Raw genomic sequence first — 25,692 nt, 5'->3', positions numbered from 1 at the left:
CGAGTCTTGACAGTCGTTTATTAATTCGGCTTCTATACAAATTAATTGACGCCCTGTCGCGAGCAGGCGCGCGCACACCCCCACGACCACGCACCACTCGCCACCCCGGGCCCCTCCTCCGCCCCCACGCCCTGCGGACGGCCCGGGCAAGAGAGGAGTACCCGTGTCAGCCCCTCCCGGGATGAGGACCGCCGTTGCGCTAGTCGCCACGGCCGCGGTTCTGTTCGGCACCCTGGCCACCGCTCCGGCGTCGGCCCGGTCCAGCCAGTCCCCCACGGCCACGTACACCGTTTCCATCGGCGCCAAGGGTTCCTGGACCCACCCCGACGACACGCCCGCCGCCACGTACATCGACAAGGACGGCGCGTTCTACTACCAGTCGGCCCACGCCCTGTACGCGGCGAACGATCCCCGCAAGTGGACGTTCTACACCGGCAAGGACTTCGACTCCGCCACCCGTTCCGCCTCGCTGAGCACAGCGGTCGATCCGGCGAACGCCAACGACCGCAACGACGACACCACGTGGCGGTGCAACAACAGCCCGACCGGGCGCGAGGCCACGTACGCCCCGGACACCTCCCACTACGCGCAGAAGAACTACTGCGACCTGATGGGCGTATGGGTGGATCCCGACACCGGCGACTGGTACGGGCTGGTCCACAACGAGTTCACCCCGCGCCCCTTCGGCGACGGCCTGCACTACGACGCGATCGACTACGCCGTGTCCCGGGACCAGGGCAGGACGTGGGCCATCAAGGACCACGTGCTCACCTCGCCCTACAGCACCCTGCGGGGCGACACCGCGGCCTTCCCGCACGAGACGTACCACTACGGGAACGGCGATGCCCGCCTGTTCGTGGACACCGCCTCCGGCTACTTCTACGTCTACTACAACTCCCGCGTCATCCCGAAGGGCGGCGTCCCCGGTGCGTGGACCGCGGGCAGCCGGGCGCACGTGGCCCGCGCCCCCATGTCCGGGAAGATGGCGCCCGGTTCATGGCGCAAGTGGTACGACGGTTCCTGGTCCCAGCCCGGCACGGGCGGCCTGGAAAGCAACATGGAACCCGTCGACGCCACCCGTTCCACCGGCTACACCCCTGTGGCGAAGGACTACGACCCGTCGAACCCCGGCACCGTCCAGGAACAGCAGGCCGCTGGCGAACTGCCCGCGAAGTCCGACCTGTTGACGATGAACATCGCCTACAACGCCTACCTGGGCCTGTACGTGGGCCAGCCCGAGGCGGTCAACCAGGACGGCAGCGAGCCACAGCGCTTCTACGTCACGGACAACCTCGCCACCCAGCAGTGGCGCCTCGCCGGCGACTCCGGCGCGTACCGCACCGGCTCCTGGTACCGCTGGGTCCTGGACGCGGTGAACAAGACGGGCTCCACCATCGTCGGCAAGAAGTTCCGGTCGTACTGTTCGTTCTTCTGCTCCGGGGGCGCCGACGGCGAGTACTACGACACCGTGATCGACACGAACGCTCCCGCCGCGGTCATCGATCCGGGGAAGTCCTACACGATCGCCGGCGGCACCGGCCGCCACCTCGCCCAGGTCCGGGGCAGTACGGCGACCACGTCCCTCCCCTCCGCCGGCGCGTCGGCCCTCGGCCAGTGGGTGTTCACCCCGAACGGCGACGGCTCCTACCGCATCGCCAACGCCTCCACCCGTCAACTCCTCGGCGTCGACTCCAAGGCGAACGCGGGGCGGGCCTGGGCGGCCAAGCCCACCGTGACGAAGGCACCGCAGAGCGGGCCCACCGTGGGGCAGCAGTGGTTCGTGATCCCGAACTCCACGGCCGACGGCACGCCCACCGGCACCCATCGGCTCGTGAACCGCTACAGCGGGCTCGTGATCGGCCTCTCGGACACACCGGGCCGCCTCGCCGAGACCACCCCCACCCGCGCCTGGACCGACACCAGCGGCAGCCCGGTCGGCGGCTCCCGCACATCGGCGGAACAGACCCTCACCCTGAGCGCCGTCACCTTTTGACCGCTCAGCCGCGAACCAAACCCCGGTCCTCCGACGAAGACATCACATTCAAGTGGAAAATATGAAACAAGGCAAAGACGTTACCTGCTCGTTATAAAACCGAGGGTGGGGTGAATATGTCGGCATTTTCCGGAGGAAACCGGGCGCATTGCCGGCACTTTCGCGACCCCGGGGAGGCGTTTCCATCTATCACGGACAACGTCCTCCCCGTAACCCCTCAGGCCCGTGCAATCCGCGCCAACCCTCGGTAGCTTCGGCCCGCATGACTGCTCATGCAGAACTGGCCCATTACCGGAAGACCCCGCCGTCCACCCCGTCCGCTCCGACCGCTCCGACCAGCCCGTCCACCCGGACCAACCCGTCCACCCCGACGATGCGCATCGACCGCCCCCGCCCGGGCGACGGCCGCCTGCTGTGGCGCCTCGCCCGCGACTCCGGGACGCTGGACCTCAACTCGGCCTACAGCTATCTCCTCTGGTGCCGTGACTTCGCCGGCACCTCCGCGGTGGCCCGCGACGCGTCCGGGCGTGCCGTCGGATTCGTCAGCGGATACCTGCGGCCCGAGAGCCCGGGCACCCTGCTCGTCTGGCAGATCGCCGTCGACGAGTCCGTCCGGGGCCTGGGCATCGCCGGGGCCCTGCTCGACGGCCTCTCCGCCCGCGTGGCGGCAGAACACGGACTGAGCTCCCTGGAGACCACCATCTCCCCCGGCAACCTCGCGTCGGAGCGACTGTTCGCCTCGTACGCCGCGCGGCACGGCGCCACGCTCACGCGCGAAGTGCTGTTCGCCCCGGAGGAGTTCCCGGACCGCGGGTACGCCCCGGAGGTCCTGCACCGCATCGGGCCGCTCCCCTTCTGACCCCGGCCCGCACGCCCCGGGCATGCCCGCCCCCGTGCCGCACGCCCCGGGCCGCACACCCCCGTGCCGCACACCCTCGTACCGAACCACCCGCACCGAACACCCCCACGCTCATTGGAGAGTTCCCTTGACCATGACCGAGCCGGTCCTGTCCGTCTTCGAGACCCTGGAGTCCGAGGTGCGCAGCTACTGCCGCGCCTGGCCCGTCGTCTTCGAGCACGCCACGGGAAGCCGGCTGTACGACGAACACGGCAGCGGCTACCTGGACTTCTTCGCGGGCGCCGGGTCCTTGAACTACGGGCACAACAACCCCGTCCTGAAGCGGGCCCTGCTCGACTACCTGGAGCGGGACGGCATCACGCACGGGCTCGACATGGCGACGACCGCCAAGCGGTCCTTCCTCGAGACCTTCCGGTCCCACGTCCTCGAACCCCGCGCACTGAACTACAAGGTGATGTTCCCGGGGCCCACCGGGACCAACGCCGTCGAAGCGGCGCTCAAGCTGGCGCGCAAGGCCAAGGGCCGCGAGTCGGTCGTGTCCTTCACCAACGCCTTCCACGGCATGTCGCTCGGCTCCCTCGCCGTCACGGGCAACGCCTTCAAACGGGCCGGCGCCGGTGTCCCCCTGGTCCACGGCACCCCGATGCCCTTCGACAACTACCTCGGTGGCCGGGTCCCCGACTTCCTCTGGTTCGAGCGCCTGTTGGAAGACCAGGGATCCGGCCTCAACCACCCGGCGGCGGTCATCGTCGAGACGATCCAGGGCGAGGGCGGGATCAACGTGGCGCGCGCGGAATGGCTCCGCGCCCTCGCGGACCTGTGCCGGCGCCGCGACATGCTGCTGATCGTCGACGACATCCAGATGGGCTGCGGCCGGACCGGCGAGTTCTTCTCCTTCGAGGAGGCGGGCATCACGCCCGACATCGTCACGCTGTCGAAGTCCATCAGCGGATACGGACTCCCCATGTCCCTGTGTCTGTTCAAGCCCGAACTCGACCTCTGGGAGCCGGGCGAGCACAACGGCACCTTCCGCGGCAACAATCCGGCCTTCGTCACCGCGACGGCCGCCCTGGAGACCTACTGGGCCGACGGCGTCCTGCGCGAGCGGACCCTCGCCCAGGGCGGGCACGTCGAGGGCGCGCTGCGCGAGCTGTGCGCCGAGCACGCCCGGCTCGGCGCCACGTACCGCGGCCGCGGACTGGTCTGGGGCATCGAGTTCGCCCACAAGGAGCGTGCGGCGGCGGTGAGCCGGAGGGCTTTCGAGCACGGTCTCCTCATCGAGACCTCGGGCCCCGAGGGCGAGGTCGTGAAGCTGCTCCCGCCGCTCACCGTCACCGCCGACGAACTCGACGAGGGCCTCGACATCCTCGCCCGCTCCGTCCGCGAAACCGCCTGACCGGCGCCCCGCCACCCACCACGAAGGGCACCCCCATGATCGTCCGCTCGTTCCGGGACCTCGAGGGAACCGACCGCCACGTCAGGGCGGCATCCGGCACCTGGGAGAGCAAGCGCATCGTCCTGGCCAAGGAACGCGTCGGCTTCTCCCTGCACGAGACCGTCCTGTACGCCGGCACCGAGACGTCCATGTGGTACGCGAACCACGTGGAGGCCGTGGTCTGCACGGAGGGGGAGGCCGAACTCACCGACGAGGAGACGGGTCTGACCCACACGATCACGCCGGGAACCATGTACCTCCTGGACGGCCACGAGCGGCACACCCTGCGCGTGAAGCACGAATTCCGTTGCCTCTGCGTCTTCAACCCGCCGGTCACCGGCCGCGAGGACCACGACGAGAACGGCGTGTACCCGCTGCTCACCGAGCCCGATGACGGCTGAGTCGCGGACACGTACGAAGAGCAGAGAACAGAGAGGAGAGGCAGGCACCACCATGACCTACGCATCCACCCGCACGGCGAAGGACCTGTATCCGACCCGGGGCTCCGAGGAGGTGCTCACCGGCCGCGTGGACCCCGTCGTCTGGTCCGAGCCCGGCACACCGGGCCCGATATGGGCCCACGAGCTGGAGAGTTACGAGCGCGACGGCTTCCTGTCCGTCGACGAACTCATCACGCCCGACGAGACGGACGTCTACCGGGCCGAGATGGACCGGCTGCTCCGTGACCCCTCGACGCTCGCCGACGACCGTTCCATCGTGGAGCCGAAGTCCCGGGAAGTGCGCTCCGTGTTCGAAGTCCACCGGATCAGCGAGGTGTTCGCGGGCCTCGCCTCCGATCCGCGCGTCGTGGGGCGCGCGCGACAGATCCTGGGCTCCGACGTGTACGTGCACCAGTCCCGGATCAACGTCAAGCCCGGTTTCGGAGCCAGCGGCTTCTACTGGCACTCCGATTTCGAGACCTGGCACGCCGAGGACGGCCTGCCGCACATGCGGACCGTGTCGGTGTCCATCGCCCTGACGCCCAACTACACCACCAACGGCGGCCTGATGATCATGCCCGGCTCCCACCGGAGCTTCCTGGGCTGTGCCGGTGCGACGCCGAAGGACAACTACAAGAGGTCCCTCCAGATGCAGGACGCGGGCACCCCGTCGGACGAGGCACTGACCAAGTTCGCCTCGGCCTGCGGCATCAAGGTCTTCACCGGCAAGGCGGGCTCGGCCACCTGGTTCGACTGCAACGCGATGCACGGCTCGGGTGACAACATCACGCCCTACCCGCGCAGCAACGTGTTCCTCGTCTTCAACAGCGTCGAGAACCGCCCCGCGAAGCCCTTCGCCGCTCCGGTGCGCCGCCCCAAGTACATCGCCTCACAGGACTTCACCCCAGTGCGCTGACGCACCCGGCCGACGCGACCCGGCCCGCCCGCCCCGGCACTGCCTGCCGGGGCGGGCGGCGCCCCGCAGGTGAAATGAGAAGTCTGACTCCGGTTACTCGCGAGGAAACCCCACCTTTGGCTATGGTGAGCGCCCTCCGGTCGAAATCCCTTCGGATCCAATGATCAACCCGTGATCCGATCCATCGATCGAAGGACGTCCTGCCAACTCGGGACACATGTACCTGCAGAGCGACGTGCTGTCGGCAACACCGCCCGGCGTCGGCTCCGTGCGAGCCGACCTGCCCTCGCCCTGTCATCCAGGGCTGGAGAGCGGCGGTTTTCTCATTCACCTACCTCGTGAAGGCAAGGCAGAGATGGCAAGAATGCCCCGACAGTCCTCCCGGCAGTCCTCCCCACAGCGCTCCTCCCGGCACACGACACACCCCGTCGACGAGCTCCTCCCGATCCCCAGGCTCGCCCTGTACGGCTTCCAGCACGTGCTCGCGTTCTACGCCGCGGCCGTCATCGTCCCGGTCCTCCTCGGCAACGCCCTCGGACTCACCCGCGAGGAGCTCGTCCACCTCATCAACGCGGACCTCCTGACCTGCGGCGTGGCCTCGATCATCCAGGCCCTCGGGGTCTGGAAGGTCGGCGCCAGGCTGCCGTTGGTCCAAGGCGTGACCTTCACGGCGGTCTCCCCCATGATCGCCATCGGCACGGGGGCGGGCGGCGGTACCGCAGGGCTGCTCGTCGTCTACGGAGCGGTGATCACGGCGGGCATCGCCACCTTCCTGTTCGCCCCGCTCTTCAGCAAGCTGGTGAAGTACTTCCCGCCGGTCGTCATCGGCACCGTCCTCACCATCATCGGCATCACCCTGATACCCGTGGCCCTCCAGGACGCGGCCGGCGGCGCGCACCTCATCGGCACACCCGACTACGGATCTCCGAGGAACCTCGCGTACGGACTCGGCACCCTGCTCTTCATCCTGATCCTGGTCCGGGTCGGCAAACCGCTCCTCAGCAGCCTCGCCGTCCTGCTCGGGCTCGTGGCGGGCACGACGGTCGCGTGGATCCTCGGTGACGTCGATTTCGGTGTGGTGGAGCAGGCGGACTGGCTCGGGGTCACCACACCGTTCCACTACGGCATGCCCCGGTTCGAGCTGTTCCCGATCGTCGCGATGCTCGTCGTCATGCTGATCACGATGGTGGAGACCACCGGGGACGTCTACGCCATCGGGGAGATCACCCGCAAGAAGGTCGACGCCGACACGGTCGCGCGGGCCCTGCGCGCCGACGGCGCGGCGACGGTACTGGGCGGCGTCCTCAACTCGTTCCCGTACGTGGCGTTCGCGGAGAACATCGGCCTCGTCCGCATGTCCAGGATCATGAGCCGCTATGTGGTGGTGGCGGCGGGCGTGTTCATGATCGCCCTCGGACTGCTGCCGAAGGCGGGCAGCCTCGTCGCCTCGATCCCCCACCCGGTACTGGGCGGGGCGGCGGTCTCCATGTTCGGCATCGTCGCCGCGGTCGGCGTCCAGATCCTGGGCAAGGCGGATCTGCGCGAGGAGCGGAACACCCTGATCCTGGCGGTCAGTCTCGGCGCCGCACTGCTGCCGACCACGGTCGCGCCGTTCTTCGACCGCATGCCGGACGGCGTCCGGGCCGTACTCGACAGCGGGATCACCCTGGGTGCCCTCACGGCCATCGCCCTGAACCTGATCTTCAACGTCTTCACCAGCCGCAGCACGATGGACATCGACTGGGACGACATGGAGGACGACGCCATCGCCCGTCCGGGCACGGGAGCACTCTCCCACTGACCGGCCGACCCGGTGACTCGCCTACCGTGACAGCAAGGCCGGAGCGGATTCCCCGCCGCCCGGCCTTGCTGCGCTGCCACGGCGCGCGAGCGCCGCCGTACTCGGTCTCAGCCGTCCAGCCCGAGGGTCTGGGCCCCGCCCTCTTCGCCGACCAACTCCCAGAACCGGTCGGCCAGACGGCGCAGGTACGCCGCGCGCTCCGCTGCGATCTCCTTGAGCCGTGAGTCGTCGTTGCGGGCCACGAGGTTGCCCATGTACCGCTCGGAGAACTCGGAGAACTCGGAGAACTCCCCGTGCATCGTTCGCAGCGCATCGCCCACGCTCGTCGCGTCCACAGCGACGATCTCCACCACGGGATCGACATGCACCTTCCACCGCCCCGCGATGGCCGACCGCAGATGGTCCTCCAACTCGCCGTCCCGGCCCACGATCCCGGTCAGCTTGCGCAAGGACAGCCCCAAGGCCTCCACCAGAACCCGCGTCTGCCGGGCGTCACCGTGCCACTGCCGTGCCGACTCGGCCGCGCGGTACTCGGACGGCTCCATGCCCAGGCGGTGCGCCAGCCCCTCCACGCCGAGCCGGCGAGCCAGCCGGAACTCGACGAGCGTCCTCGGCCCGGTGCCCATGAGGGTGACCGTGTCGCACCACAGCACATCGGCCAGCGCGAAGAGGTGCTGGTCGGAGGGCACGTGGGAGCCCCGCTCCCATGCCAGGACCAGCTCGGGGTCGACCGGGGTCCCGCAGGACGCCATGGAGGCGGCCACCTGGGTCACGGTCAGGCCCATGCGGGCTCGCGCGGATCTGGCCTCGACAGGGGAAAACGGAGCGCTGTACACGTACAAGACACCTCGCAACACCCCTCGGACGCTCCGCGCGCGAGGGGAAACGGAATGATGGACGAACACCAAGCGCGGGCACACTAACAGACGTTAAGAAGGTCGAAACTGCCCCATCCCCTTCAATTCAAAGGCCATTCGAGGCGGTAAGGAGGTGGTCGCGACGTCACAGCGTGTTCAGCGGGTGGTGCCGAAGTCCTGCGTCCAGTACTGGCCGGGCTGCGCGAGGCCGATGCCGATCTCCTTCAGGCCGCAGTCGAGGATGTTCCGCTTGTGGCCCGGGCTGTTCATCCAGCCCTCCATGACCTGGGCGGCGGTGGGGTAGCCGTACGCGACGTTCTCGGCGTACGAACGCCACTGGTACCCGGCGCGGGTGATCCGCTGACCCGGGTCGGAGCCGTCCGAGCCGGTGTGGGACATGTTGGAGTGGGCGGCCATGTCCTCACTGTGGTCCTGCGCGGCCTTCGCGAGCTTCTCGTTCACGGTCAGTACGGGGCACCCGACCACGGCCCGCTCCTTGTTGACCAGCGCCAGGACCTCGGCCAGGGCACCGGAGGGCGCCGCGGAGTCCGAGGGCCCGGGGGGTGCGGCCGGCTCGGCGGACGAGTCCACCGGCTGCTGCGCCCCGGTCTGCACGGGAGGCGCGATCTCGACGGGCTGCTCGACGGGCTGCTCCACCGGCTGCTGCGCGGCGGGGTCGCCGTACCAGGGACGGCCGTCCTGCCCGGCCGCGACGGGCCGCATCCGGTCGGTCGCCTGCGGGTCGAGGCAGGCCATGGCCGTGGTGGGTACGGCCACGAGGGCCATGGCCCCGACGGCGATGACTATCTTCCGGTGGTGCGAGTTCTTACGGTGCTTCTTCATGCGGGACCTCACTCGGTGATCGCGAAGCTCCCGGCGCCGGACCGCGAAGGCGCCGGAGGAATCGCCATTCTTAGAAGCCCTCCCGCGGCCTGGCAAGCGGCCCCCACGCGGACGCGCGGGACCTTCAGGACACCGCTTGAAACAGCCCGAAGATCGTGCATCCCCTTCTCGCGGCCACCCCGGAAGCCGCCTGGCCCACCGCCAGAATCCATCCCCGCCAGCCCTGTTGGAGCCGGAGAAAAAGGAGTGCCAGATTCCGTTTCTGTCGGAGTACGGCATGTCAACGCCAAACAGGGACATAGCCTGAAATGTGCCGAGGCAATGGATCTCCGCGGAGGCCCGCAGGGCGGCATGCGGACCGTGACGCATGTCACGACTCGATGCAGGAACCGACCGGCGACGGCGCTCCCGTCCGTGCGCCGCGCTCACCGAAGAACCCCTCCCACTCGGACGCCGGTCGATCAAGCGGCCCACTGCGCATGCGCAGAACGGGACGGCGTGGTGGGATCGGCCGAGTGAAGGATCCCTTTGGTTGTGACGAGCCGGCCCTCCTGGCGTACTCCGGGACCACCGACCGTGCGGCAGCGCGCCGCTTCGTCGCCTCACGGGCCGCCGACGCGAGCGAGCTGGCGCTGCTGCTGGACATGCTCGGGCTGCTGCCCGAGACCGACCCACGTCCTGCGCGGCACGCACCGAGGCACAGCCCGCCCTGACCTGTGGGGCAGGGTGAAGCGACCGGATCCCTCGCTCCGGCGGGCGTACCGCACGGCCCGGCCTCGGTGCTCCGTGTCCCGTCAGAGGTGCTGGAGGACGGCGGAGGTGAACGCGGCGGTGGAGGCGCTGCCGCCGAGGTCGCGGGTGCGTACCGGCGTGGTGGCCAGGACGCGGGCGATGGCACCGGTGATCTCGGCAGCGGCCCGGGGGTGGCCGAGGTGGTCGAGCATCATGGCGGCGGACCAGATCGCGCCGATCGGATTGGCGATGCCCTGCCCTGCGATGTCGGGGGCCGATCCGTGGACCGGCTCGAACATGGACGGGTACTCGCCCTCGGGGTTGAGGTTGGCCGACGGGGCGATGCCGATGCCGCCGGCCACTGCCGCCGCCAGGTCGCTGAGGATGTCCCCGAAGAGGTTGGACGCGACGACGACGTCGAAGCGCGCGGGGTCGAGCACGAACTTGGCGGCCAGTGCGTCGATGTGCTCCTGGTTCCACTCGACCGTGGGGTGCTCGGCGGCACGCTCGGCCACCAGCTCGTCCCAGAACGGCATGGTGTGCACGATGCCGTTGGACTTCGTCGCCGAGGTGAGGGGGCCGCCGCGCCGTTCGGCGAGGCGGAAGGCGAACTCGAGGATCCGGGTCACACCCGCGCGCGTGAACACGGCCTGCTGGACGGCCATGTCATCGGGGAACCCGCGGTTCATCCGACCGCCGATCTCGCTGTACTCGCCTTCGGTGTTCTCCCGGACGACCACGAAGTCGACCTCGCCGGGCACGGCCGCGCGAACGGGGCTGGGAAGACCGTCGAACACGCGGATGGGGCGGAGGTTCACGTACTGCTTGAAGGCCCGGCGGATCGGGATGAGCAGTCCCCACAGGGAGACGTGGTCCGGCACACCCGGGTAGCCGACGGCGCCGAGCAGGATCGCGTCGTGACGGCGCAGCTGCTCCAGTCCGTCCTCGGGCATCATCGACCCGTGGTGCAGGTAGCGCTCGCAGGACCAGTCGAACTGCTCGTAGGCGAAGGTGATGCCGTGGCGCTTCCCGACGGTGTCGAGGACCTCGCATGCCGCCGGAAGGACTTCGGCGCCTATGCCGTCGCCGGGGATGAGGGCGATGTCGTGGTTCGTCATGGCTCGCATTCCAGCAATCGGGGACCGTCCGGGTCCAACACGCATCCCCGATGTGACTCATAGGCTGCTCCTATGAGCCGGTGGGACGGCGAGATCGAGGAAGGCGCGGGCAGCCGGTGTCGGCTGCGCCTTGCGGCTCAACAGGACGTTGCGCTGGACGCAGGCCGGTTCCAGGTCGAGGACGAGGGCTCCCGCCCGCTCCGCCAAGCCGGTCCAGGATTCCGTCACCACCGCCAGTCCGACGCCTCCGAGCACCAACGGCAGGAAGGCCATGCGGTGTTCGGTCTCCACCGCGATGCCGACGTCGATGCCCTGCGCCTTCAGGTCGTCGACGTAGGCGCGGATCCCGGTCCCCCGCTGCCCGACGATCAGGCGGCGCCCTTCGAGCTGTTCGCGTCGCACGGCTCGGCCGGCCGGGAACGGGCCGTCCGGCGGGGTGACCAGGACGAGCCGGTGCTCTCCGACGTGGTGCGGGACGACGTCCGCGCACGGCAGTGGCGACGAGGTGGTGGTGGTCAGTAGCCCGAGTTCACAGCCTCCCGTACGCACCCTCTCGACCACGTCCTCGCGGGTGAGGGCTACGCGCAGGGCGATCGACACCGCCGGAAAGCGCTCGGTGAAGCGCTGGAGCATGGTACTGAGGGGCTCGATCGTGGGTGAGGCCATCGCGGCGATCTCCAGACGGCCGGCGCGCAGCTCCCGGACGGCGCCGACGCCGGCCCTGGCCAGCTCCAGGGCGTGCAGGGCGTCGCGCGCCGGCGCGACCAGCGCGGCGCCGGCCTCGGTGAGGACCACTTTCCTGCCCATCCGGTGGAACAGGCTGCTGCCCACGTCCCGCTCCAGGACGTGGATCGCCTGCGACAGGGACGGCTGGGACACGTAGAGCGCCGCGGCCGCGCGGGTGAAGCCGCCGTGGTCCACGATGGCGAGGAAGTACGTCAGCTGCCGGAAGTCCACGGCTCAGCGCCGGCCGTCGTCCGCGACGAAGCGCACGCCCCCGTCGCCTCCGCGCCGGAGCAGGCCGGCCGTGGGCGCGGGGAAGTGGGTGCCGATCACGAGCGTTCCCGTGTCGGCGTACCGGTCGACGAACGCCCGCCGGGTGGCAGCGGCCTGCGCCGCATCGGCGTCGGCGAGGCCGGCCAGGTCCGGTTCGGTGAACTGCACCGGATGGTGCACGAGGTCACCGGTGATCACGGCGCGTTCGCCGCCGGATTCGATCACGACCGCGACCTGGCCCGGGGTGTGCCCGGGGGCGGCTTCCAGCCGCACGCCGTCACCGACCCGGTGGTCGTTCCCGACGAAGTCGACGAGACCCGCATCGATCAAGGGCCGCATCGTGTCGTGGAGGTCGGCGGCCGCGTCGTCGGCCCAGTGGTCCCACTCCACCCGGGTGACGAGATGGCGTGCACGGGGGAAGGTGGGCACCCACTTCCCGTCCACCAGGCGCGTGTTCCACCCGATGTGATCGAAGTGGAGGTGGGTGCACACCACCGTGTCGATCGACTCCGGAGGGTAGCCGAGGGCGGCGAGGTCTTCGAGCCATGTCGAGTCCAGCATGGGCAGGAACGGCACCGACGGCCGGGCGTTGCCCACGCAGGTGTCCACGAGCATCCGGCGCGCACCGGTGTCCACGACCAGCCCGTGGACCGAGAGCACGAAGGTGCCGTCGGCCCTGCCGAAGTCGGGGGCGGGCCACGGGTACCTCTCCAGGAGCGCGCTGTCGTCCGTCCGCAGGACCCCCGAGAGCGGTACGTCGAGTTCCGCCTCCAGCACCTTGTGGATCACCGTCGTACCGATGTGCCACGCCGCCATGCGAGCCTCCCCTTGACGAAGGATCGAAGAATATTGACGTTCGCAAGAAATGCGCAATACCGTGGGTCTCTCGATCCCCCGCACCGGAAGGACGCCCTGGATGGCTTTCGCTCAGGACCGCACCGCGCCCGTCGTGCACACGCGATCGGGCCCGGTCCGCGGCATCGTCGAGGACGGCCTGGCCGTGTTCAAGGGCGTGCCGTACGCGGCGCCGCCCGTCGGGCCCCTTCGATGGCGCCCCGCGCAGCCGCACCAGGGGTGGACCGGCACCCTCGACGCGACGGCGTACGGTCCGAGTGCGCCGCAGATCGTCCGCGAGGTCGACCCGATGCTCGGCGGGCACGGCTTCGCGCCCTTCGACGAGGACTGCCTGACACTCAACGTGTGGTCCCCCGGCATCGACGACGCCCGCCGTCCCGTCCTGGTCTGGATCCACGGCGGCGCCTTCATCTCCGGGTCCGGGGCGATGCCGAACTACTCGGGCGAGACGTTCGCGCGGGACGGCGACCTGGTGGTGGTGAACCTCAACTACCGGCTCGGACCGCTCGGCCTGCTGCACTTCGCTTCGACGGACGGCTCGGAAGACACGGAGGACACCGGGGGCGGCAACGTCTGGCTCACCGACCAACTCGCGGCGCTGCGTTGGGTGCAGGACAACATCGCCGCCTTCGGCGGGGATCCCGGCAACGTCACCGTCGCCGGCCAGTCCGCCGGCGCCCTGTCCACGGCGGCGCTCGCGGGCCACGCCGGTGACGGCCGGCTCTTCCGTCGGGCCATCCTCCAGAGCGTCCCGCTCGCCATGCCCCTCGCCACGCCCGCCGAGGCCCGGGCCCGCACCGCCGCCTATCGGGAGATCGTAGGAGCGAAGGACGGGGATGATCTGCGGACGCTGCCGTGGCCGCGACTGGTCGAAGCCACCGCCGGACTCCTCGCGGCCACCGCGGAATGGGGGCACTGGACGGCGCCGTTCATGCCGGTCCTCGACGGCGTGACGGCGGCGCGGCAACCGGTCGAGAACCTGCTCGACGGTCCCGGCGCGGCCATCGACGTGCTCATCGGCTGGACCGCGGAAGAGTCCGCTTTCGTCTTCGCGCTGGGCGAGGCGTACGCGTCGACGACCAGGGAACAGGTGCTCCGGCGGGCGCGGGACAGTTTCGGCGACGACGCGGCCGAGGCCTACGCGGCGTACGAGGCCGCCCGCCCGGGTGGCCGCCCGGTCGACGTTCTCATCGACCTGGCCACCGACGAGCTGTTCAGGAAGCCCACCCTGGCGTTCGCCGAAGCGCGGGCGGTACGAGGCCGCCCGGTCTGGACGTACGAGTTCGCTTTCCCCACCCCCGCACACGACGGTCGGCTGGGTGCTCCGCACTGCCTGGACCTGCCGTTCGTGTTCGACAATTTCGACGCGTGGTCGCACGCGCCGTTCCTGACGGGGATGGACGTCCGGACCAGGGACGCCCTCGCCCGGAGCGTGCACCGGGCCTGGATCTCCTTCGTGCGCACCGGCGACCCCAACCACCCGGCCATGCCGCACTGGGAGCGGTACGACCTGCGCTCGCGCGCCACGATGCGCTTCGGGGCCGCAGGAACTTAGGCGAGGGGTCCGGCCCCGCCTATGGGCTGCTCCGTCCAGATCGTCTTCCCGGTACCGGTGAACCGGCAGCCCCACCGGTCGGTGAGCTGGGCCACCAGGAACAGGCCGCGCCCGCCTTCGTCCGACTCCCGTGCCCGGCGCAGGCGCGGCTGCGTGCTACTGGGGTCGGACACCTCGCAGACGAGCACTCTGTCGCGGATGAGGCGGAGCCCGACCGGTCCCCCGGCGTAGCGGATCGCGTTCGTGACCAGCTCGCTCGCGACGAGCTCCGTCACGAAGCCCAGTTCGTCCAACTGCCAGCTGGACAGCTGGCCGACCACCAGCTCACGGGCTTGCGCGACGAGGGACAGGTCGGCTTCGAGCTCCCACTCGGCGACCTGATCGGACGCGAGGACATGGGGTCGGGCGAGCAACAGGGCGACGTCGTCGGAGGGCTCGGGAGGCAGCACGCTGTCGAAAATGCCCTGGCCGATCTCGCCCAGGGTCCGGCTCGAGTCCGCGCCGGACAGTGCGCTCCGCAGCCTCTCCATCCCCTCCTCGATGTCGCCGCCGCGGCTCTCGACGAGCCCGTCCGTGAAGAACGCGAGCGTGCTTCCGGGCCGTACGTCGAACTCCGTCACCTCGAAGGGCATCCCGCCGACCCCCAGGGGCGGTCCCGGCACCGTGGCGACGAAGACCGGCTCCTCACCGGGCGCCAGCAGGGCCGGCGGCGGATGTCCCGCCGTGGCCGCGGCGCATTTCCTCGTCACCGGGTCGTAGACGGCGTACAGGCAGGTCGCGCCGAGCACCGCCGTCTCGGAGCGGGAATCGCCTGCCGTCTCCTCGCTGGACAGACCGAGCACCAGGTCGTCCACGTGCGTGAGGAGCTCACCCGGGTCCAGATCGAGGTCGGCGAGGGTCTGCACCGCGGTCCGCAGGCGCGCCATGGCCGTGGTGGCATCGAGGCCGTGGCCGACGACGTCCCCGACGACGAACGCGACGCGCAACGACGGCAGCGGGATCACGTCGAACCAGTCCCCGCCGACCCCCAGACCGCCGCCCGCCGGCTGGCAGACGCCCACGGTTTCCGCGGCGGTGGAGTCCAGGGCCGAGCGCGGCAGCAGGCTTCGCTGCAGGGCCAGTACCGACTGGTGTTCCTTGGTGTAGCGGCGCGCGTTGTCCACGCCGAGGGCGGCCCGGGAGACGACGTCGTGCAGGAGGGCGGCGTCCTCCTCGCCGAATGCGGAGGGCAGCTGACTGCGCCAGACGGTGACGCAGCCGAGGATCAGACCGCGCGCGTAGAGCGGCACCGCCACGGAGGAGTGCGCCCCGCTCGGGACGAACAACGGCAGGCTCTGCGGGTCCACGCCGAGCTTCTCGTACAGGACGGCGACGTCCGGGACCAGCACGGGCAGCCCCTTCATGAGGGGACGCATCAACGCGTTGTCCGCCACCGGGGGAAGTGCCTCTCCCACCGCCAGGAGGTCCTCGGCGGATATCTCCGGGCTCTGTGCGGCGGCGATCCGGCGCAGGCGGACGTCACCGCTGGTGTCGAGGTGCGGGGGCTCGTCGCCCACCAGCACCTGTTCGGCGATGTCGACGGTCGCCAGGTCGGCGAAATCGGGGACGAGCAGATTCACGAGGGTCTCGGCCATCTCGGACACGTCCAGGGAGGTGCCGATGCCCGCGGCGGTGGCGTGGGACAGCCCCTTCCGGCGTCGCCCCGCATCGCGCTCGGCCGCCTCCGCCTCGGTTTCCGACGGGGTGACCAGGACCAGCCACTGTGCCTCGGCGCCGGAACCGCCCGGGGTGCGGGCTGCCAGCCGTACGACGGTGCAGACCAGTGTCACCGCGTGACGCGCATCGCCGCCGTCCCCGCCATCGCGATCACCCGGAATGGTGACCAGGCGCCCGCCCGGTCGCCCCTCGGACCCGGCTCGCGGGAGCACTCCCAGCAAGGGCGCACACGTCCGGCCCGGCGCGCATTCCAGCAGCGTCGCGGCCCACTGCGACCGCGCGAGGACCACGCCTGCGTCGTCCAGTACGACTGCCGCCGTTTGGCTGACAGGGCTGACGGGCACCGAGGCCCGCCTCGGGCCGCGACGCTCCGGTTCACGCATGTCGCCTCCACGCACCGTGACCTTCAGTATCGACCCCGAGGCCGGACCCGGCGACCCGGAGACCCGCACCGCGACCCGAGGCGCCGCACGGGCAGATTGTCACCCCATTGCTCCATGTGGGTGATTTGTGATCTTCCTCGGCTTTTTCCGTGCTTATGATTCCCGCGCCATGACAGAAAGTCAGAATTGTCGACGCTTAAGCACCGCGGCCGATGTGGTCGTGCTCGGTGCCGGCCCTGCCGGCCTGGTGCTCGCCAACCTCCTGCTCGCCGCCGGGATCGACTGTGTCGTTCTGGAACGCGCCGACCGCTCACACGTCCAGACCCGGGCCCGGGCCGGTTTCCTCGCGCCGAACACCGTACGGATCCTGGACCGCCACGGCCTCGCCGACGGGCTGCACCGGCACGGACGTACCCACGGTACGTGCGAGTTCCGTACCGGGGACGGCCGCTTCCGCCTCGACTACGGCTCCCTGGGCCGGGGCGAGGTGCACACCGTCTACCCGCAGCAGAACCTGGTCACGGACCTCCTGACGCACTACCTCGACGCCGGTGGCAGGATCCACTTCGAGACCGAGGCACTGTCGGTCCACGATGCCGACGGCGCCCGGCCGTACGTCACCACCCGGGAGCCGGACGGCCGGCCCGCCCGATGGGACGCCCGGTACGTCGCCGGCTGCGACGGCCGCCACGGAGCGTCCCGCCGCTCGTTGCCGCCCACCGCGGTCCGCCAGCACCACGACCACGGAGTGAGTTGGCTCGGCCTGCTCGCCGAAGCTCCGCCCAGCCTCGACGCCGTCGGCTACGCCGTCCACGACCGCGGCTTCGCCGGCCACATGGCCCGCAGCCCGCAGGTCACGCGGTACTACCTCCAGTACCGGCGCGGCGCATCCGCCGATGCCTGGTCCGAGGAACGGATCTGGGACGAACTCGACCTGCGGATGCGCGCCGCGGAGCACGGTCCGCTGCGCAGGGGGCCGATCATCGAGCGCGGCGTCGTCGACCTTGCGTGCGACGTGATCGAACCCCTGCGCCACGGCTCGCTCCTGCTCGCCGGCGACGCCGCGAGCCTGACCGCGCCGGCCGCCGCGAAGGGCGCGAACCTCGCCGTACTGGAGGCGGAGATCTTGGCCGGAGCACTCGCCGAGACCCTCGCCGCAGGAGACGACGCGGCCCTGGACCGCTACTCGGCGCAATGCCTGGCGCGCATCTGGCGCGCACAGGAGTTCACCCAGTGGATGACCGGGCTGCTGCACGCGATCCCGGCCCCGGACTCCGACCCGTCAGGCGGATCGTTCTTCCAGGCGTCCCTGCGGCGCGCCCGCCTCGACTCCTTGCGCACCTCCCGGGCCCACCAGGACTGGTTCGCCGAGAACTACGTCGGCGTGTGACCGCCGGTCTTCCCCGTACCGCCCCCCTCTCGCTCACATCACCGCACAGCCGGTCCACCATGCCCCGCTCCGCCGGAGCATCCGCCCCAGCACCGCCCGAGGAACCTCCGCGATGACGACGACCCTCCCCGAAGAAGCGACGCGCCCCGCCGGATCGCCGCTTCGAGGCGAAACGATGCTTCCCGACGGCACGACGTTGACCGACGACACGGCCCGCCTGCGCGCGGCCGTCGACTTCGTACGGGAACACGACACCGCCACCCTGTTGCCCCTCCTGCTGCCCGGCCTGCGCGGCCCCGAACTGGAGTCCCTGGCCCCGCACTGCCGTTTCGCCCACGCCGGCCTGCTGCTCTTCCCCACCGACCCGCAGGACCTGCGCCGCCGACTCGCCGACTGCGGGCTCGCCGTAGACACCCCGTCCCAGCCCAGCGTCGTCGTACGGGAACGGCTCGCCCGGCGCCACCGCCGCGACCTGGCCGAGCTCGACGTCCGGATCCTGCGCCCCCGCGTCGAGGGCCCGGCCGGAGAGCGCCGCGCGGTGGAGGTGTTCGCCCTCGCGGTGCCCCCGCACTCGGACCTGGGGGCGCTCGCCGCGCACGAACGCGCCCGGGGCCACGAGGCACACCTGGCCCTCGAACTGGAGCACCCGGACCCGCTGGTGCTGCGCGGCCTGTGCGCGGTGCTCGCCCGGCACGGCGCCCGCCCCGACGGCGGCGGGTACAACCCGCACGAGGACGGCACCGTCCTCTACTTCATCACCCCAGCCGCCGGGGCGTGCGGCTATCGCCGCCTGGAGCTCTACACCCCCGGCGACCACCGGGACGCCCTCGACGACCACCTCCGCGCGGCTCCGCAGGAGCACCCGGACGCCTCCCGGCCCGCCGAGACGCTCCTGCGCCTGCTCACCGGAGCGTGGACCACCCAGGCACTCGCCGCGTTCGCACGCCTGGGCCTGCCCGACGCGATGGACCCGCACGCGGCCACCAGCACAGGGGAACTCGCCCGACGCACCGCCACCCGGCCCGAGAACCTCGGCACGCTCCTGCGCTACCTCACGATGCTCGACGTGGTGGCCGAGCACGCAGAGGACGCCGAGGACACGGCAGGAGAGGAAAGCTTCCGTCTCACCCGGCTCGGAGCCCTGCTCCGCGCGGACTCCCCGGACACGATGCGCCCCCTGGCCCTGATGTACGCGGGCCCCTTCTACCGTTCCTTCGCCGCCCTCGACCACACCGTACGGACCGGGCAACCCGGCTTCGACCACCTCTTCGGCGAGAACCACTTCGACCACTTCGCACGCGACCCCGAGCTCGCCGACCTCTTCGACCGTTCCATGGCCGCCAGCTCGCGGATGTTCGAACCGCTCCCCGCCCACCCCGTGATCACCGCCGCGGCCCGGACATCCACCCCGCGGACCGTGGTCGACGTCGCCGGCGGCAACGGCGAGCTCCTCGGGCGCATCCTGACCGCACACCCGGGGCTGCGGGGCACGCTCCTCGAGCGCCCGCACGCCGTCGAGGCGGCCCGCCGCGCGCTCGACTCCGCGGGCTGCGGCGCCCGCTGCGACTACCGCAGCGGCGACTTCGCAGACGTACCGCACGGCGGCGACGTGTACGTCCTCTCCCGCATCCTGCACGACTGGGACGACGACCGGTGCCGGGAGATCCTGCGCCACTGCGCCCGCGCGATGCCCGCCCACGCCGACCTGCTGGTCATCGAACGGCTGCTGCCGGCCGACGGTTCCCCGTCGCTGGCCACGGCCTGGGACCTCCACATGATGTGCAACGTCGGCGGTCGTGAACGCCGCGCCGAGCACTACGCCCGACTGCTCGCCGACGCCGGGCTGGAGCTGCTCGACCGCACCCCGCTCCCGCTGGAGGCGTACGTCCTGCACGCCCGCAAGGCCCGGTAGGCAAGGCCCACCGGGCGCTCACGAGGTCCGGGCCCGAGCGGGGCGCCCCTTCCGCGCCCCGCTCGGTGGTGCATCCGGGTCGGCCGATCAGCGGTTCCGCGTCAGCCCGTCAGCCGCACTGCAGGCCGTTCTGGGCGCTCGCGACGGCCGTGTCGAGCTTCTGCAGGTCCGGGGTGAGCTTGGTCAGGGCATCGGCGCCGGTGGTGTCGCCGGGCAGGTCGTCGTACGTCTTCTTCAGGTCGTTGGCCGCGGTCTTGACCGCGTCCTTCTGGGCGGCGTTGAACTGCGCGGTGGACTCGGCAACGGTCTTCCAGTCGTCCTGGACGGCCTTGTGTGCGTCCTTGATCTGGTCCTTGGTGGCGGTCGCCGGGTCGAGCGCGCGCAACTTCGCGTTGTCGGCCTTGAGTTCGGTCAGACTGCTGCACAGCTTGTCGGTCGCCTCGTCGGCGGGCGCGGCGGCGAAGGCCGAGGCGGCCCCGCCTGCCACGAGAAGCGCTGCGGCGGCCGTGCTCACGGCCGTGGCGAGAAGTCGGTTCATCTGTGATGCACCCCTTCGGGGAAGAAGACGCCCCCCGGTCCAGCCCCCCACTCGTTCCAAGCTGACACAGGGCCTCCGGGCCCGCATCCGCGACCGTGCTCCCGCCCCACCGGTATTCAGGATGAAACCGCAGGTCAGACAGGGTGTGAGGCCCGCCGGGCGACGCCTGCCGGCGCGGTGCTAGCGTGCGGCCGTGCGCACTCCCATCGGCCGCTTCGACAACGCCCTGCCCGCCCCCGACTGTCTCGCCGAGCTCACCCCGCCCGTGGCACGAGCGGTCGACGGCTGGACGGCGCGCAAGGTCTCCTTCGCCCCGATGGAGACGACGGTGGAGCTGACGGGCATGGAGTACGGCGGCATCACCCCGCTGGGACTTCCGGAAGACCGGCCCCTGCTGGTGGACGCGGCCGTCCGCGACATGCCGTACGTGGTGATCGGCAGCGGGCGCCGCCGCGGGAAGCTCATCGCGCCCGGGAAGCTGTTCACGGAGATCCCCGGCGCGGAACTGATCGAAGGCCTCGCCCTCTGATGTGTCCATCCAACAGGGCGGCGGAGCCGCCCTGTTGGGGCGCGTCCGTCAGCGGCGCCGGGCGCAGGTCCAGGCCCCCATTCCCTGGACCCTGGCGAGCCTCCTCGCCGTGGCGATCTGTTCCGCCTTCGTGGCGAGATCGGCGCGCGGTGCGTACTTGCGGCCTCCGGCCGCCTTCCAGCTCGACTGGGTGAACTGCAGTCCGCCGTAATGGCCGTTGCCGGTGTTCGCCCGCCAATTCCCGCCGGATTCACACCGGGCGATGGCATCCCAGTCGGGGCCCTGTTTGGAGTGGACCGCGGCGGCGTGGGCCCCGGAGACGTCCAGGAGCGGGACTGCCAACACCATGACCAAGAAGAGCAGTTGGGCGAACCTGCTCCGGCTTCGCCGGTCCTTCGGGTAGCGCGACATCAGTCCTCCTTCGCTGTTGGGGCCGTACCTGCCGCGAACAGCGGGCGGGCCCGCATACGGCCGTCTTCGGGCCGTGGCCACAGCACAGCACGGACCGGCGCACTTCCAGGCGCACTTACCACCCCAAAAGGGACAACGCCACCCGAACGGACGAGTGCCCCCGGGTCGCACGCACCGGGGGCACCTTTGCGCCGTGTCGCTACGGCGCAGCCACCGGCATGACGTGGCCGAGCAGGCCCTCCTTCACGTAAGGCCCTTCGCAGTCGGGCCTGTTGGAGACGAAGTGGTCGAATACGGAAGGTGCGTAGCATCGGTAGAGGGGGACCGAGCCCGGCACCGCCTTGGTGTACGCGTATCCGACCGCGCCGAGGGGCTGTTGGCCCTCGCACCCCGGGTCGGGAGTCAGCAGCGAGTGGTTCGCCACCTTGCACTCGTAGAGCCGGACCGTGCCGGGCGCGGGGTCCCGCAGCAGCTTCCAGACCCCCTCGTGGGTGAACCCCGCGGGCAAGGGGCGCGAGGACGCCAGGTGTCCGGCGTGCGGGCGGTATCCGCGGACCAGCGGTACGTACGGGGTGGTGTGGCCGCCGGCTCCCTCCCACGTGCGCAGGTAGCCTTCGGCTCCCCGCATGAGCTCGTCCACCACGTCCTGGCCGCCGGTGACCCTGATGTCCTCGATCCAGTCGGGTACGAGGCCGTAGTGGGTGCCGCCGCCGTCGGTGTTGACGTCCCAGACGCGCGAGCCGGTGACCTGGCGGTCGAGGACCGAGCCGCCGTCGGGGCTGCGGAAGGGGTAGCTGACGGGGTTCCCGGTCGCCGGCCGGGGGCCGGGGAGCCAGGCGAAGCCGTTCATGTCGGTGCCGATCCCGTACCCGGCACCGTACTTGGCGCGCAGGGCGGCGTGCCTGCGCGCCTCGGCGGCGAAGGCGGGCGCCTCGTACATGTGGCCCGTGATGAAGCCGCCCAGGCGGTAGACCCGTTCGGTCCAGCCGTCGTCCATCCAGCCGTGGGTGGAGAGCACGCCGGAGTAGCGTTCGGCTTCGAGCACGCGCAGCGCCTGGCCGGCCGCCTTGACGCTCATGTGGTCGATCTCCAGCATCATGTTGCGCTTGGTCATGCCCAGCACCGCGTACTCGCCCAGGGCCGTCAGGCCGCGGCGGTTGCACTGCGCCCCCTGCAAGGAGGCGCCGTACTGCGGCAGTTCGGCTCCCTCCGGCAGGGCGCCCCGGATCCGGGCCTCCGCCTCCGCCTCCGCCTCCGCCCGGGAGGTGCCGCCCTCGGCCGTCACGGCGGCGCCCGCCTCCTCGTGGCCCTCCGCGGACAGCCCGAAGCCGATCGGGTTGTCGTGCTCGGCGCCGGGACAGGGCTCCGTGCTCCAGAAGGTGCCCGTCGACAGGAACTGGCCGACGTTGATGGCCATGCCCTGGGTGCCCGAGTCGAATCGGACGCCGCACAGCGCGTTGTCGAACTTGTGGCACAGGAACATGCTGCGCACGCCCAGCCGGTGCAGTTCGTCGAGGCCGCGGTCGATGTCGGCCATGGTGCAGCGGGCACCGTCCAGCACCTGCTTGCAGCCGAAGGGTTCGGAGGTCTCGACCCCGAGGACCACGGCGAGCTTGCCCTCCTGGATGACCTTGCGGGCCTGGCCGGGCTCGGTGACGACCCGGAACCAGCCCTTGCCGGCGCCGCCGTACATGGCGTCGACGTGGTCCTGGAGCTCGTACGTCTTCTGGATCTGGAGCCTGATCGCGGTCATCTCGTCGCAGCCGCGGTCCTTGAAGAAGTAGAGCGAGCAGATGACGCCGTTGGTGACCATGTCGTTCACCAGGATCCGCTGGCCGCCGCGCCAAGCCCGCTCCACCCAGGCGTAGTAGGTCTGCTGGTGGGTGGAGGAGTCGTGGGCCGGCCAGTCGCGGAACGTCGGCCAGCCGGTGGGGTCGTGTCGGCCGTCGCCACCCTTGGTGATCATGTCGAAGAGGGCGAGGACGCCGTTCGGGTAGTGCTCCGGGCAGTCCTTGAGCGCGTCCGCCGCCCCCGCCGCTGAGAAGGCCTTTCCGCAGACCAGCCGCCCTCCGAAGCCCTCGTCGGACATCAGGTGCACGTGCCCGTCGACGTACCCGCGGACCCGGCCCCGGTCGTCGGTCCCGGTGAACGGCTCCCCCGTGACGTTGACCTGCGAGTCCGGGGCCGGACGCGCCACGGGCTCCCACCACTGCGGGCCCGCCGACGCGCCGGCGGCCGAGGGGCCGAGCAGCAGGGTGACCAGAGCGAGGACCAGGCCGGTTAACAGGTACCGGCTTCGCCCGAGGGCTCTTCGTCGGTTCATCCCCATCCCTTTCTCCTTTTCTCCTTCACGAGGCGTTCATGACATGACGTGCTCCCGGACCAGGGCCAGGTAGTCGGCCGCCAAGCGGTGGCAGTCGCCGGGCCACCGCGCGGAGACGTAGTTGCCGTCCTTGACGGTGAAGCCGCGTCCGGGCCGGGCTGCGGTATCGCGGACGGGCAGGGCGGGGCCGGCGAGGAAGTGGGCCGGGTCGGCGAGCGCCGCGGTGACCTCCCCCTGCACAGTGGTGCGGTAGGTGCGGTAGTAGCGCCCCAGCCAGAGCCGGGTGAGGTTCCACCCGGTCAGTTCCAGCAGGGACGTCAAGGCCGTCGTCCGGCGGCCGTGGAGGACCGAGCGCCCGGTGACGGGATCCTTGGCCCGGGCGGCGAGAAGCACTCCGTGGCAGACGGCCCCCACCGGCAGCCCCTGGGTGAAGACCCGGGCGAACAGGTACTGGGCGGTGGCGTCTTCGAGCAGCGTGCGCATGCCCGCGGCGTGGCCGCCGGGGACGAACAGGCCCGTGATGTCGGCCGGGTCCACCTCCTTGTACGAGGAGGGGGCGAGGAAATGGGGGTCCTCGGTGAGGTTCCGGTAGGCGGCGAGCTCGGCGCGGCGGGTCATCAGCCAGGGTGACAGCCAGGAGAAGCCGAGGTCCGTGAGCCGGGGGTCGGCGTACGCGGCCTTGCCGTCCGGGGTCGCGAACCGCACCTCGAATCCGGCGTCCCGCAGCGCGGCCCAGGGCACGGCCGCCTCGGTGGGGTCGTAGTCGCCCGCGGGGAGCAGGAAGAGAATCACGGCGTACTCCTCTGAGCGGTGGTGACCGGGACGGCGACGAGGGCGGCACGCTTCCCCGGCGCTGCGGAGGCCCTGAGTCCCTCGCTGCCCGCAGGCCGACCTTAGGAGCGGTCCGCGGCCCCGTCATTGACTCCGGCGGCCAACCCGTTGACTCTCCGGACCGCCGCGGGCCGGGGCGCCGACTCGGGGTCGAGGGGTGCGCTGTCGAGGGGTGCGGTGTTGACTGGGGCGGTGCGCCCGCATTGACTGACCGACGTGTCAGCCATCGAGTCGCCCTCCGTCACCGCGTGTTACGCCCTCGCCGTCCTGAGCGCCACGGCGGACGGCACCGGCGGGTCGGTTTCCCGGAGCTTGCCCACGGACCGGCTGGACTTCGGCGAGATGCGCGCCCTGTGGGACGAAGTGCTCGGCGCCGTGGGCGCCGGCCCGCACACCGGGCTCCTGGTGGGCGACCGCATCAGGCCCGAGGGCCTGCACATCCTGGGCCACCTCGTCCTCACCTGCGCCAGCCTCGCGGACGCCGCTCAGGCGGCAGAGCGCTACCACCCCCTGGTGAGCCAGGCGGGCAAGGTGACCCTGCACCGCCACGGCGGCGTCGGCCGGGTCTGCTACCGGCCCACCGTCGCCCCCGCGGCCATGCACCCCCAGCAGGTGGAGGCGGTCGTCAGCAGCATGGTGCGGGCGGGCCGCTGGGTCGCCGGCGACGGCTGGGCGCCCCTGGCCGTGTCGTTCACCCACCCCCGCAGGGGCGCGGCGGAGCCCTACGCCGACGTCCTCGGCTGTCCCGTCTCCTTCGACGCCGCGGAGACGGCGATCACGGTCGCCGACGAGGACCTCGACCGGCGCCGCCCCCTCTACGACCCGGCACTGAACGCCCTGCACCGGTCCTACGCCGACCGGCTGCTGCACCGGCTGTCCGCCGCCGGGACCGTCGCGGAGCGGGTACGGCAGTGGCTGGAGGACGCCGCCCTCCAGGACGCGGGCCCCGAGGGCCCCGCCGGGGAGCTCGGCCTCAGCGTCCGGACCCTGCGCAGGTCCCTGCAGGCGGAGGGCACGTCCTGGCGCGCGCTCCTCGACACCGCCCGCCACGGCCGGGCCGGGCGGTTGCTGGAGACCACGGACCTGCCGCTGGACCGGATCGCACCGCTCGTCGGCCTGAGCGGCGCGACGTCCCTGGTCCGTGCCTTCACCCGGTGGGAGGGCATGCCTCCGGGGGCGTACCGGAGCGGGCACCGGCCCGGGTCCGCGGATCGCGACCGGGCCGGCAGCGGTGCGGAGGGTCACCGCGGGTGAGGAGC

Annotated in this window: 22 protein-coding genes; 12 read left to right on the top strand and 10 right to left on the bottom strand. The window is 71.0% G+C overall.

The genetic code is table 11. From position 1 onward, the window contains the following. Nucleotides 1–181: 181 nt before the first annotated feature. The 6 genes from ACE1OC_RS38215 (at nucleotide 182) to ACE1OC_RS38190 (ending at nucleotide 7,444) form a co-directional block, all read left to right on the top strand. Nucleotides 182–1,993 (top strand): RICIN domain-containing protein, encoded by a 1,812-nt coding sequence (locus ACE1OC_RS38215; RefSeq protein ID WP_407840896.1) that lies wholly within the window; start codon nucleotides 182–184, stop codon nucleotides 1,991–1,993. Nucleotides 1,994–2,366: 373 nt separating this feature from the next. Continuing rightward, nucleotides 2,367–2,852, top strand: a complete 486-nt coding sequence (gene ectA, locus ACE1OC_RS38210; protein WP_407841811.1) for a diaminobutyrate acetyltransferase — start codon at nucleotides 2,367–2,369, stop codon at nucleotides 2,850–2,852. Between the two features lie 127 nt (nucleotides 2,853–2,979). Continuing rightward, entirely contained in the window at nucleotides 2,980–4,248 is a 1,269-nt protein-coding gene (gene ectB, locus ACE1OC_RS38205) for a diaminobutyrate--2-oxoglutarate transaminase (RefSeq protein ID WP_407840895.1), read from the top strand. Between the two features lie 35 nt (nucleotides 4,249–4,283). Next, on the top strand, nucleotides 4,284–4,688 hold the full coding sequence (locus tag ACE1OC_RS38200) for an ectoine synthase (protein WP_407840894.1): 405 nt from the start codon (nucleotides 4,284–4,286) through the stop codon (nucleotides 4,686–4,688). A gap of 52 nt (nucleotides 4,689–4,740) precedes the next feature. After that, nucleotides 4,741–5,643, top strand: coding sequence for an ectoine hydroxylase (gene thpD, locus ACE1OC_RS38195; protein ID WP_407840893.1), 903 nt, complete (start codon nucleotides 4,741–4,743; stop codon nucleotides 5,641–5,643). Nucleotides 5,644–5,998: 355 nt separating this feature from the next. Further along, complete coding sequence (locus tag ACE1OC_RS38190; RefSeq protein ID WP_407840892.1) at nucleotides 5,999–7,444, top strand: nucleobase:cation symporter-2 family protein; 1,446 nt, start codon at nucleotides 5,999–6,001, stop codon at nucleotides 7,442–7,444. 107 nt (nucleotides 7,445–7,551) lie between these two features. Here ACE1OC_RS38190 and ACE1OC_RS38185 read toward each other — a convergent pair whose 3' ends face one another. Continuing rightward, nucleotides 7,552–8,229 carry a transcriptional regulator gene (locus tag ACE1OC_RS38185; protein ID WP_407840891.1) on the bottom strand — a complete coding sequence of 226 codons (678 nt, stop codon included), beginning with the start codon at nucleotides 8,227–8,229 and terminating at the stop codon, nucleotides 7,552–7,554. 228 nt (nucleotides 8,230–8,457) lie between these two features. Beyond that, nucleotides 8,458–9,144, bottom strand: a complete 687-nt coding sequence (locus tag ACE1OC_RS38180) for a CAP domain-containing protein (protein WP_407840890.1) — start codon at nucleotides 9,142–9,144, stop codon at nucleotides 8,458–8,460. A 515-nt stretch (nucleotides 9,145–9,659) separates the two neighbouring features. On the opposite strand from ACE1OC_RS38180, the gene ACE1OC_RS38175 reads away from it, so the two are divergent. Continuing rightward, nucleotides 9,660–9,857, top strand: a complete 198-nt coding sequence (locus ACE1OC_RS38175) for a hypothetical protein (protein WP_407840889.1) — start codon at nucleotides 9,660–9,662, stop codon at nucleotides 9,855–9,857. Between the two features lie 81 nt (nucleotides 9,858–9,938). Here the strand turns inward: ACE1OC_RS38175 and ACE1OC_RS38170 are convergent, their stop codons facing one another. From ACE1OC_RS38170 to ACE1OC_RS38160, 3 genes are read right to left on the bottom strand one after another with little or no spacing between them, the layout of a single operon-like run. Beyond that, nucleotides 9,939–10,994 (bottom strand): tartrate dehydrogenase, encoded by a 1,056-nt coding sequence (locus ACE1OC_RS38170; protein ID WP_407840888.1) that lies wholly within the window; start codon nucleotides 10,992–10,994, stop codon nucleotides 9,939–9,941. A 57-nt stretch (nucleotides 10,995–11,051) separates the two neighbouring features. Then, on the bottom strand, nucleotides 11,052–11,951 hold the full coding sequence (locus ACE1OC_RS38165) for a LysR family transcriptional regulator (protein WP_407840887.1): 900 nt from the start codon (nucleotides 11,949–11,951) through the stop codon (nucleotides 11,052–11,054). A 3-nt stretch (nucleotides 11,952–11,954) separates the two neighbouring features. Beyond that, nucleotides 11,955–12,806, bottom strand: a complete 852-nt coding sequence (locus tag ACE1OC_RS38160; protein ID WP_407840886.1) for an MBL fold metallo-hydrolase — start codon at nucleotides 12,804–12,806, stop codon at nucleotides 11,955–11,957. 100 nt (nucleotides 12,807–12,906) lie between these two features. On the opposite strand from ACE1OC_RS38160, the gene ACE1OC_RS38155 reads away from it, so the two are divergent. Beyond that, nucleotides 12,907–14,400, top strand: a complete 1,494-nt coding sequence (locus tag ACE1OC_RS38155; protein WP_407840885.1) for a carboxylesterase/lipase family protein — start codon at nucleotides 12,907–12,909, stop codon at nucleotides 14,398–14,400. Here the strand turns inward: ACE1OC_RS38155 and ACE1OC_RS38150 are convergent. Continuing rightward, nucleotides 14,397–16,229, bottom strand: a complete 1,833-nt coding sequence (locus ACE1OC_RS38150) for an ATP-binding SpoIIE family protein phosphatase (RefSeq protein WP_407840884.1) — start codon at nucleotides 16,227–16,229, stop codon at nucleotides 14,397–14,399. The two genes, ACE1OC_RS38155 and ACE1OC_RS38150, sit on opposite strands and share 4 nt — an antisense overlap. A 439-nt stretch (nucleotides 16,230–16,668) precedes the next feature. On the opposite strand from ACE1OC_RS38150, the gene ACE1OC_RS38145 reads away from it, so the two are divergent. After that, nucleotides 16,669–17,889, top strand: coding sequence for a 4-hydroxybenzoate 3-monooxygenase (locus ACE1OC_RS38145; RefSeq protein WP_407840883.1), 1,221 nt, complete (start codon nucleotides 16,669–16,671; stop codon nucleotides 17,887–17,889). 112 nt (nucleotides 17,890–18,001) lie between these two features. After that, complete coding sequence (locus tag ACE1OC_RS38140; protein ID WP_407840882.1) at nucleotides 18,002–19,801, top strand: methyltransferase; 1,800 nt, start codon at nucleotides 18,002–18,004, stop codon at nucleotides 19,799–19,801. A 109-nt stretch (nucleotides 19,802–19,910) separates the two neighbouring features. On the opposite strand, the gene ACE1OC_RS38135 is transcribed toward ACE1OC_RS38140, so the two are convergent. Further along, nucleotides 19,911–20,339, bottom strand: a complete 429-nt coding sequence (locus ACE1OC_RS38135) for a hypothetical protein (protein WP_407840881.1) — start codon at nucleotides 20,337–20,339, stop codon at nucleotides 19,911–19,913. A 193-nt stretch (nucleotides 20,340–20,532) separates the two neighbouring features. On the opposite strand from ACE1OC_RS38135, the gene ACE1OC_RS38130 reads away from it, so the two are divergent. Further along, nucleotides 20,533–20,868 (top strand): YbaK/EbsC family protein, encoded by a 336-nt coding sequence (locus tag ACE1OC_RS38130; protein WP_407840880.1) that lies wholly within the window; start codon nucleotides 20,533–20,535, stop codon nucleotides 20,866–20,868. A gap of 48 nt (nucleotides 20,869–20,916) precedes the next feature. On the opposite strand, the gene ACE1OC_RS38125 is transcribed toward ACE1OC_RS38130, so the two are convergent. The 3 genes from ACE1OC_RS38125 to ACE1OC_RS38115 form a co-directional block, all read right to left on the bottom strand. Next, nucleotides 20,917–21,279 (bottom strand): transglycosylase family protein, encoded by a 363-nt coding sequence (locus ACE1OC_RS38125; protein ID WP_407840879.1) that lies wholly within the window; start codon nucleotides 21,277–21,279, stop codon nucleotides 20,917–20,919. Between the two features lie 199 nt (nucleotides 21,280–21,478). Continuing rightward, nucleotides 21,479–23,602 (bottom strand): hypothetical protein, encoded by a 2,124-nt coding sequence (locus ACE1OC_RS38120; protein WP_407840878.1) that lies wholly within the window; start codon nucleotides 23,600–23,602, stop codon nucleotides 21,479–21,481. 36 nt (nucleotides 23,603–23,638) lie between these two features. Next, entirely contained in the window at nucleotides 23,639–24,394 is a 756-nt protein-coding gene (locus tag ACE1OC_RS38115) for a type 1 glutamine amidotransferase domain-containing protein (protein ID WP_407840877.1), read from the bottom strand. 255 nt (nucleotides 24,395–24,649) lie between these two features. On the opposite strand from ACE1OC_RS38115, the gene ACE1OC_RS38110 reads away from it, so the two are divergent. Continuing rightward, on the top strand, nucleotides 24,650–25,687 hold the full coding sequence (locus tag ACE1OC_RS38110) for an AraC family transcriptional regulator (protein ID WP_407840876.1): 1,038 nt from the start codon (nucleotides 24,650–24,652) through the stop codon (nucleotides 25,685–25,687). Nucleotides 25,688–25,692: the final 5 nt, after the last annotated feature.

The sequence above is a fragment of the Streptomyces stoeckheimensis genome, from assembly GCF_045822005.1.
Lineage (GTDB): Bacteria > Actinomycetota > Actinomycetes > Streptomycetales > Streptomycetaceae > Streptomyces > Streptomyces stoeckheimensis.
Note: the sequence above shows the minus strand (reverse complement) of the source record. Positions and strands in the feature narration are given on the sequence as shown.

Bases quoted from the DNA above. Each gene is read 5' to 3' on its own strand.
- ACE1OC_RS38215 (WP_407840896.1), top strand. From the start codon at position 182: ATGAGGACCGCCGTTGCGCTAGTCGCCACGGCCGCGGTTCTGTTCGGC.
- ectA (WP_407841811.1), top strand. From the start codon at position 2,367: ATGCGCATCGACCGCCCCCGCCCGGGCGACGGCCGCCTGCTGTGGCGC.
- ACE1OC_RS38200 (WP_407840894.1), top strand. From the start codon at position 4,284: ATGATCGTCCGCTCGTTCCGGGACCTCGAGGGAACCGACCGCCACGTC.
- thpD (WP_407840893.1), top strand. From the start codon at position 4,741: ATGACCTACGCATCCACCCGCACGGCGAAGGACCTGTATCCGACCCGG.
- ACE1OC_RS38190 (WP_407840892.1), top strand. From the start codon at position 5,999: ATGGCAAGAATGCCCCGACAGTCCTCCCGGCAGTCCTCCCCACAGCGC.
- ACE1OC_RS38185 (WP_407840891.1), bottom strand. From the start codon at position 8,229: ATGGGCCTGACCGTGACCCAGGTGGCCGCCTCCATGGCGTCCTGCGGG.
- ACE1OC_RS38180 (WP_407840890.1), bottom strand. From the start codon at position 9,144: ATGAAGAAGCACCGTAAGAACTCGCACCACCGGAAGATAGTCATCGCC.
- ACE1OC_RS38170 (WP_407840888.1), bottom strand. From the start codon at position 10,994: ATGACGAACCACGACATCGCCCTCATCCCCGGCGACGGCATAGGCGCC.
- ACE1OC_RS38160 (WP_407840886.1), bottom strand. From the start codon at position 12,806: ATGGCGGCGTGGCACATCGGTACGACGGTGATCCACAAGGTGCTGGAG.
- ACE1OC_RS38155 (WP_407840885.1), top strand. From the start codon at position 12,907: ATGGCTTTCGCTCAGGACCGCACCGCGCCCGTCGTGCACACGCGATCG.
- ACE1OC_RS38145 (WP_407840883.1), top strand. From the start codon at position 16,669: ATGACAGAAAGTCAGAATTGTCGACGCTTAAGCACCGCGGCCGATGTG.
- ACE1OC_RS38140 (WP_407840882.1), top strand. From the start codon at position 18,002: ATGACGACGACCCTCCCCGAAGAAGCGACGCGCCCCGCCGGATCGCCG.
- ACE1OC_RS38135 (WP_407840881.1), bottom strand. From the start codon at position 20,339: ATGAACCGACTTCTCGCCACGGCCGTGAGCACGGCCGCCGCAGCGCTT.
- ACE1OC_RS38125 (WP_407840879.1), bottom strand. From the start codon at position 21,279: ATGTCGCGCTACCCGAAGGACCGGCGAAGCCGGAGCAGGTTCGCCCAA.
- ACE1OC_RS38120 (WP_407840878.1), bottom strand. From the start codon at position 23,602: ATGAACCGACGAAGAGCCCTCGGGCGAAGCCGGTACCTGTTAACCGGC.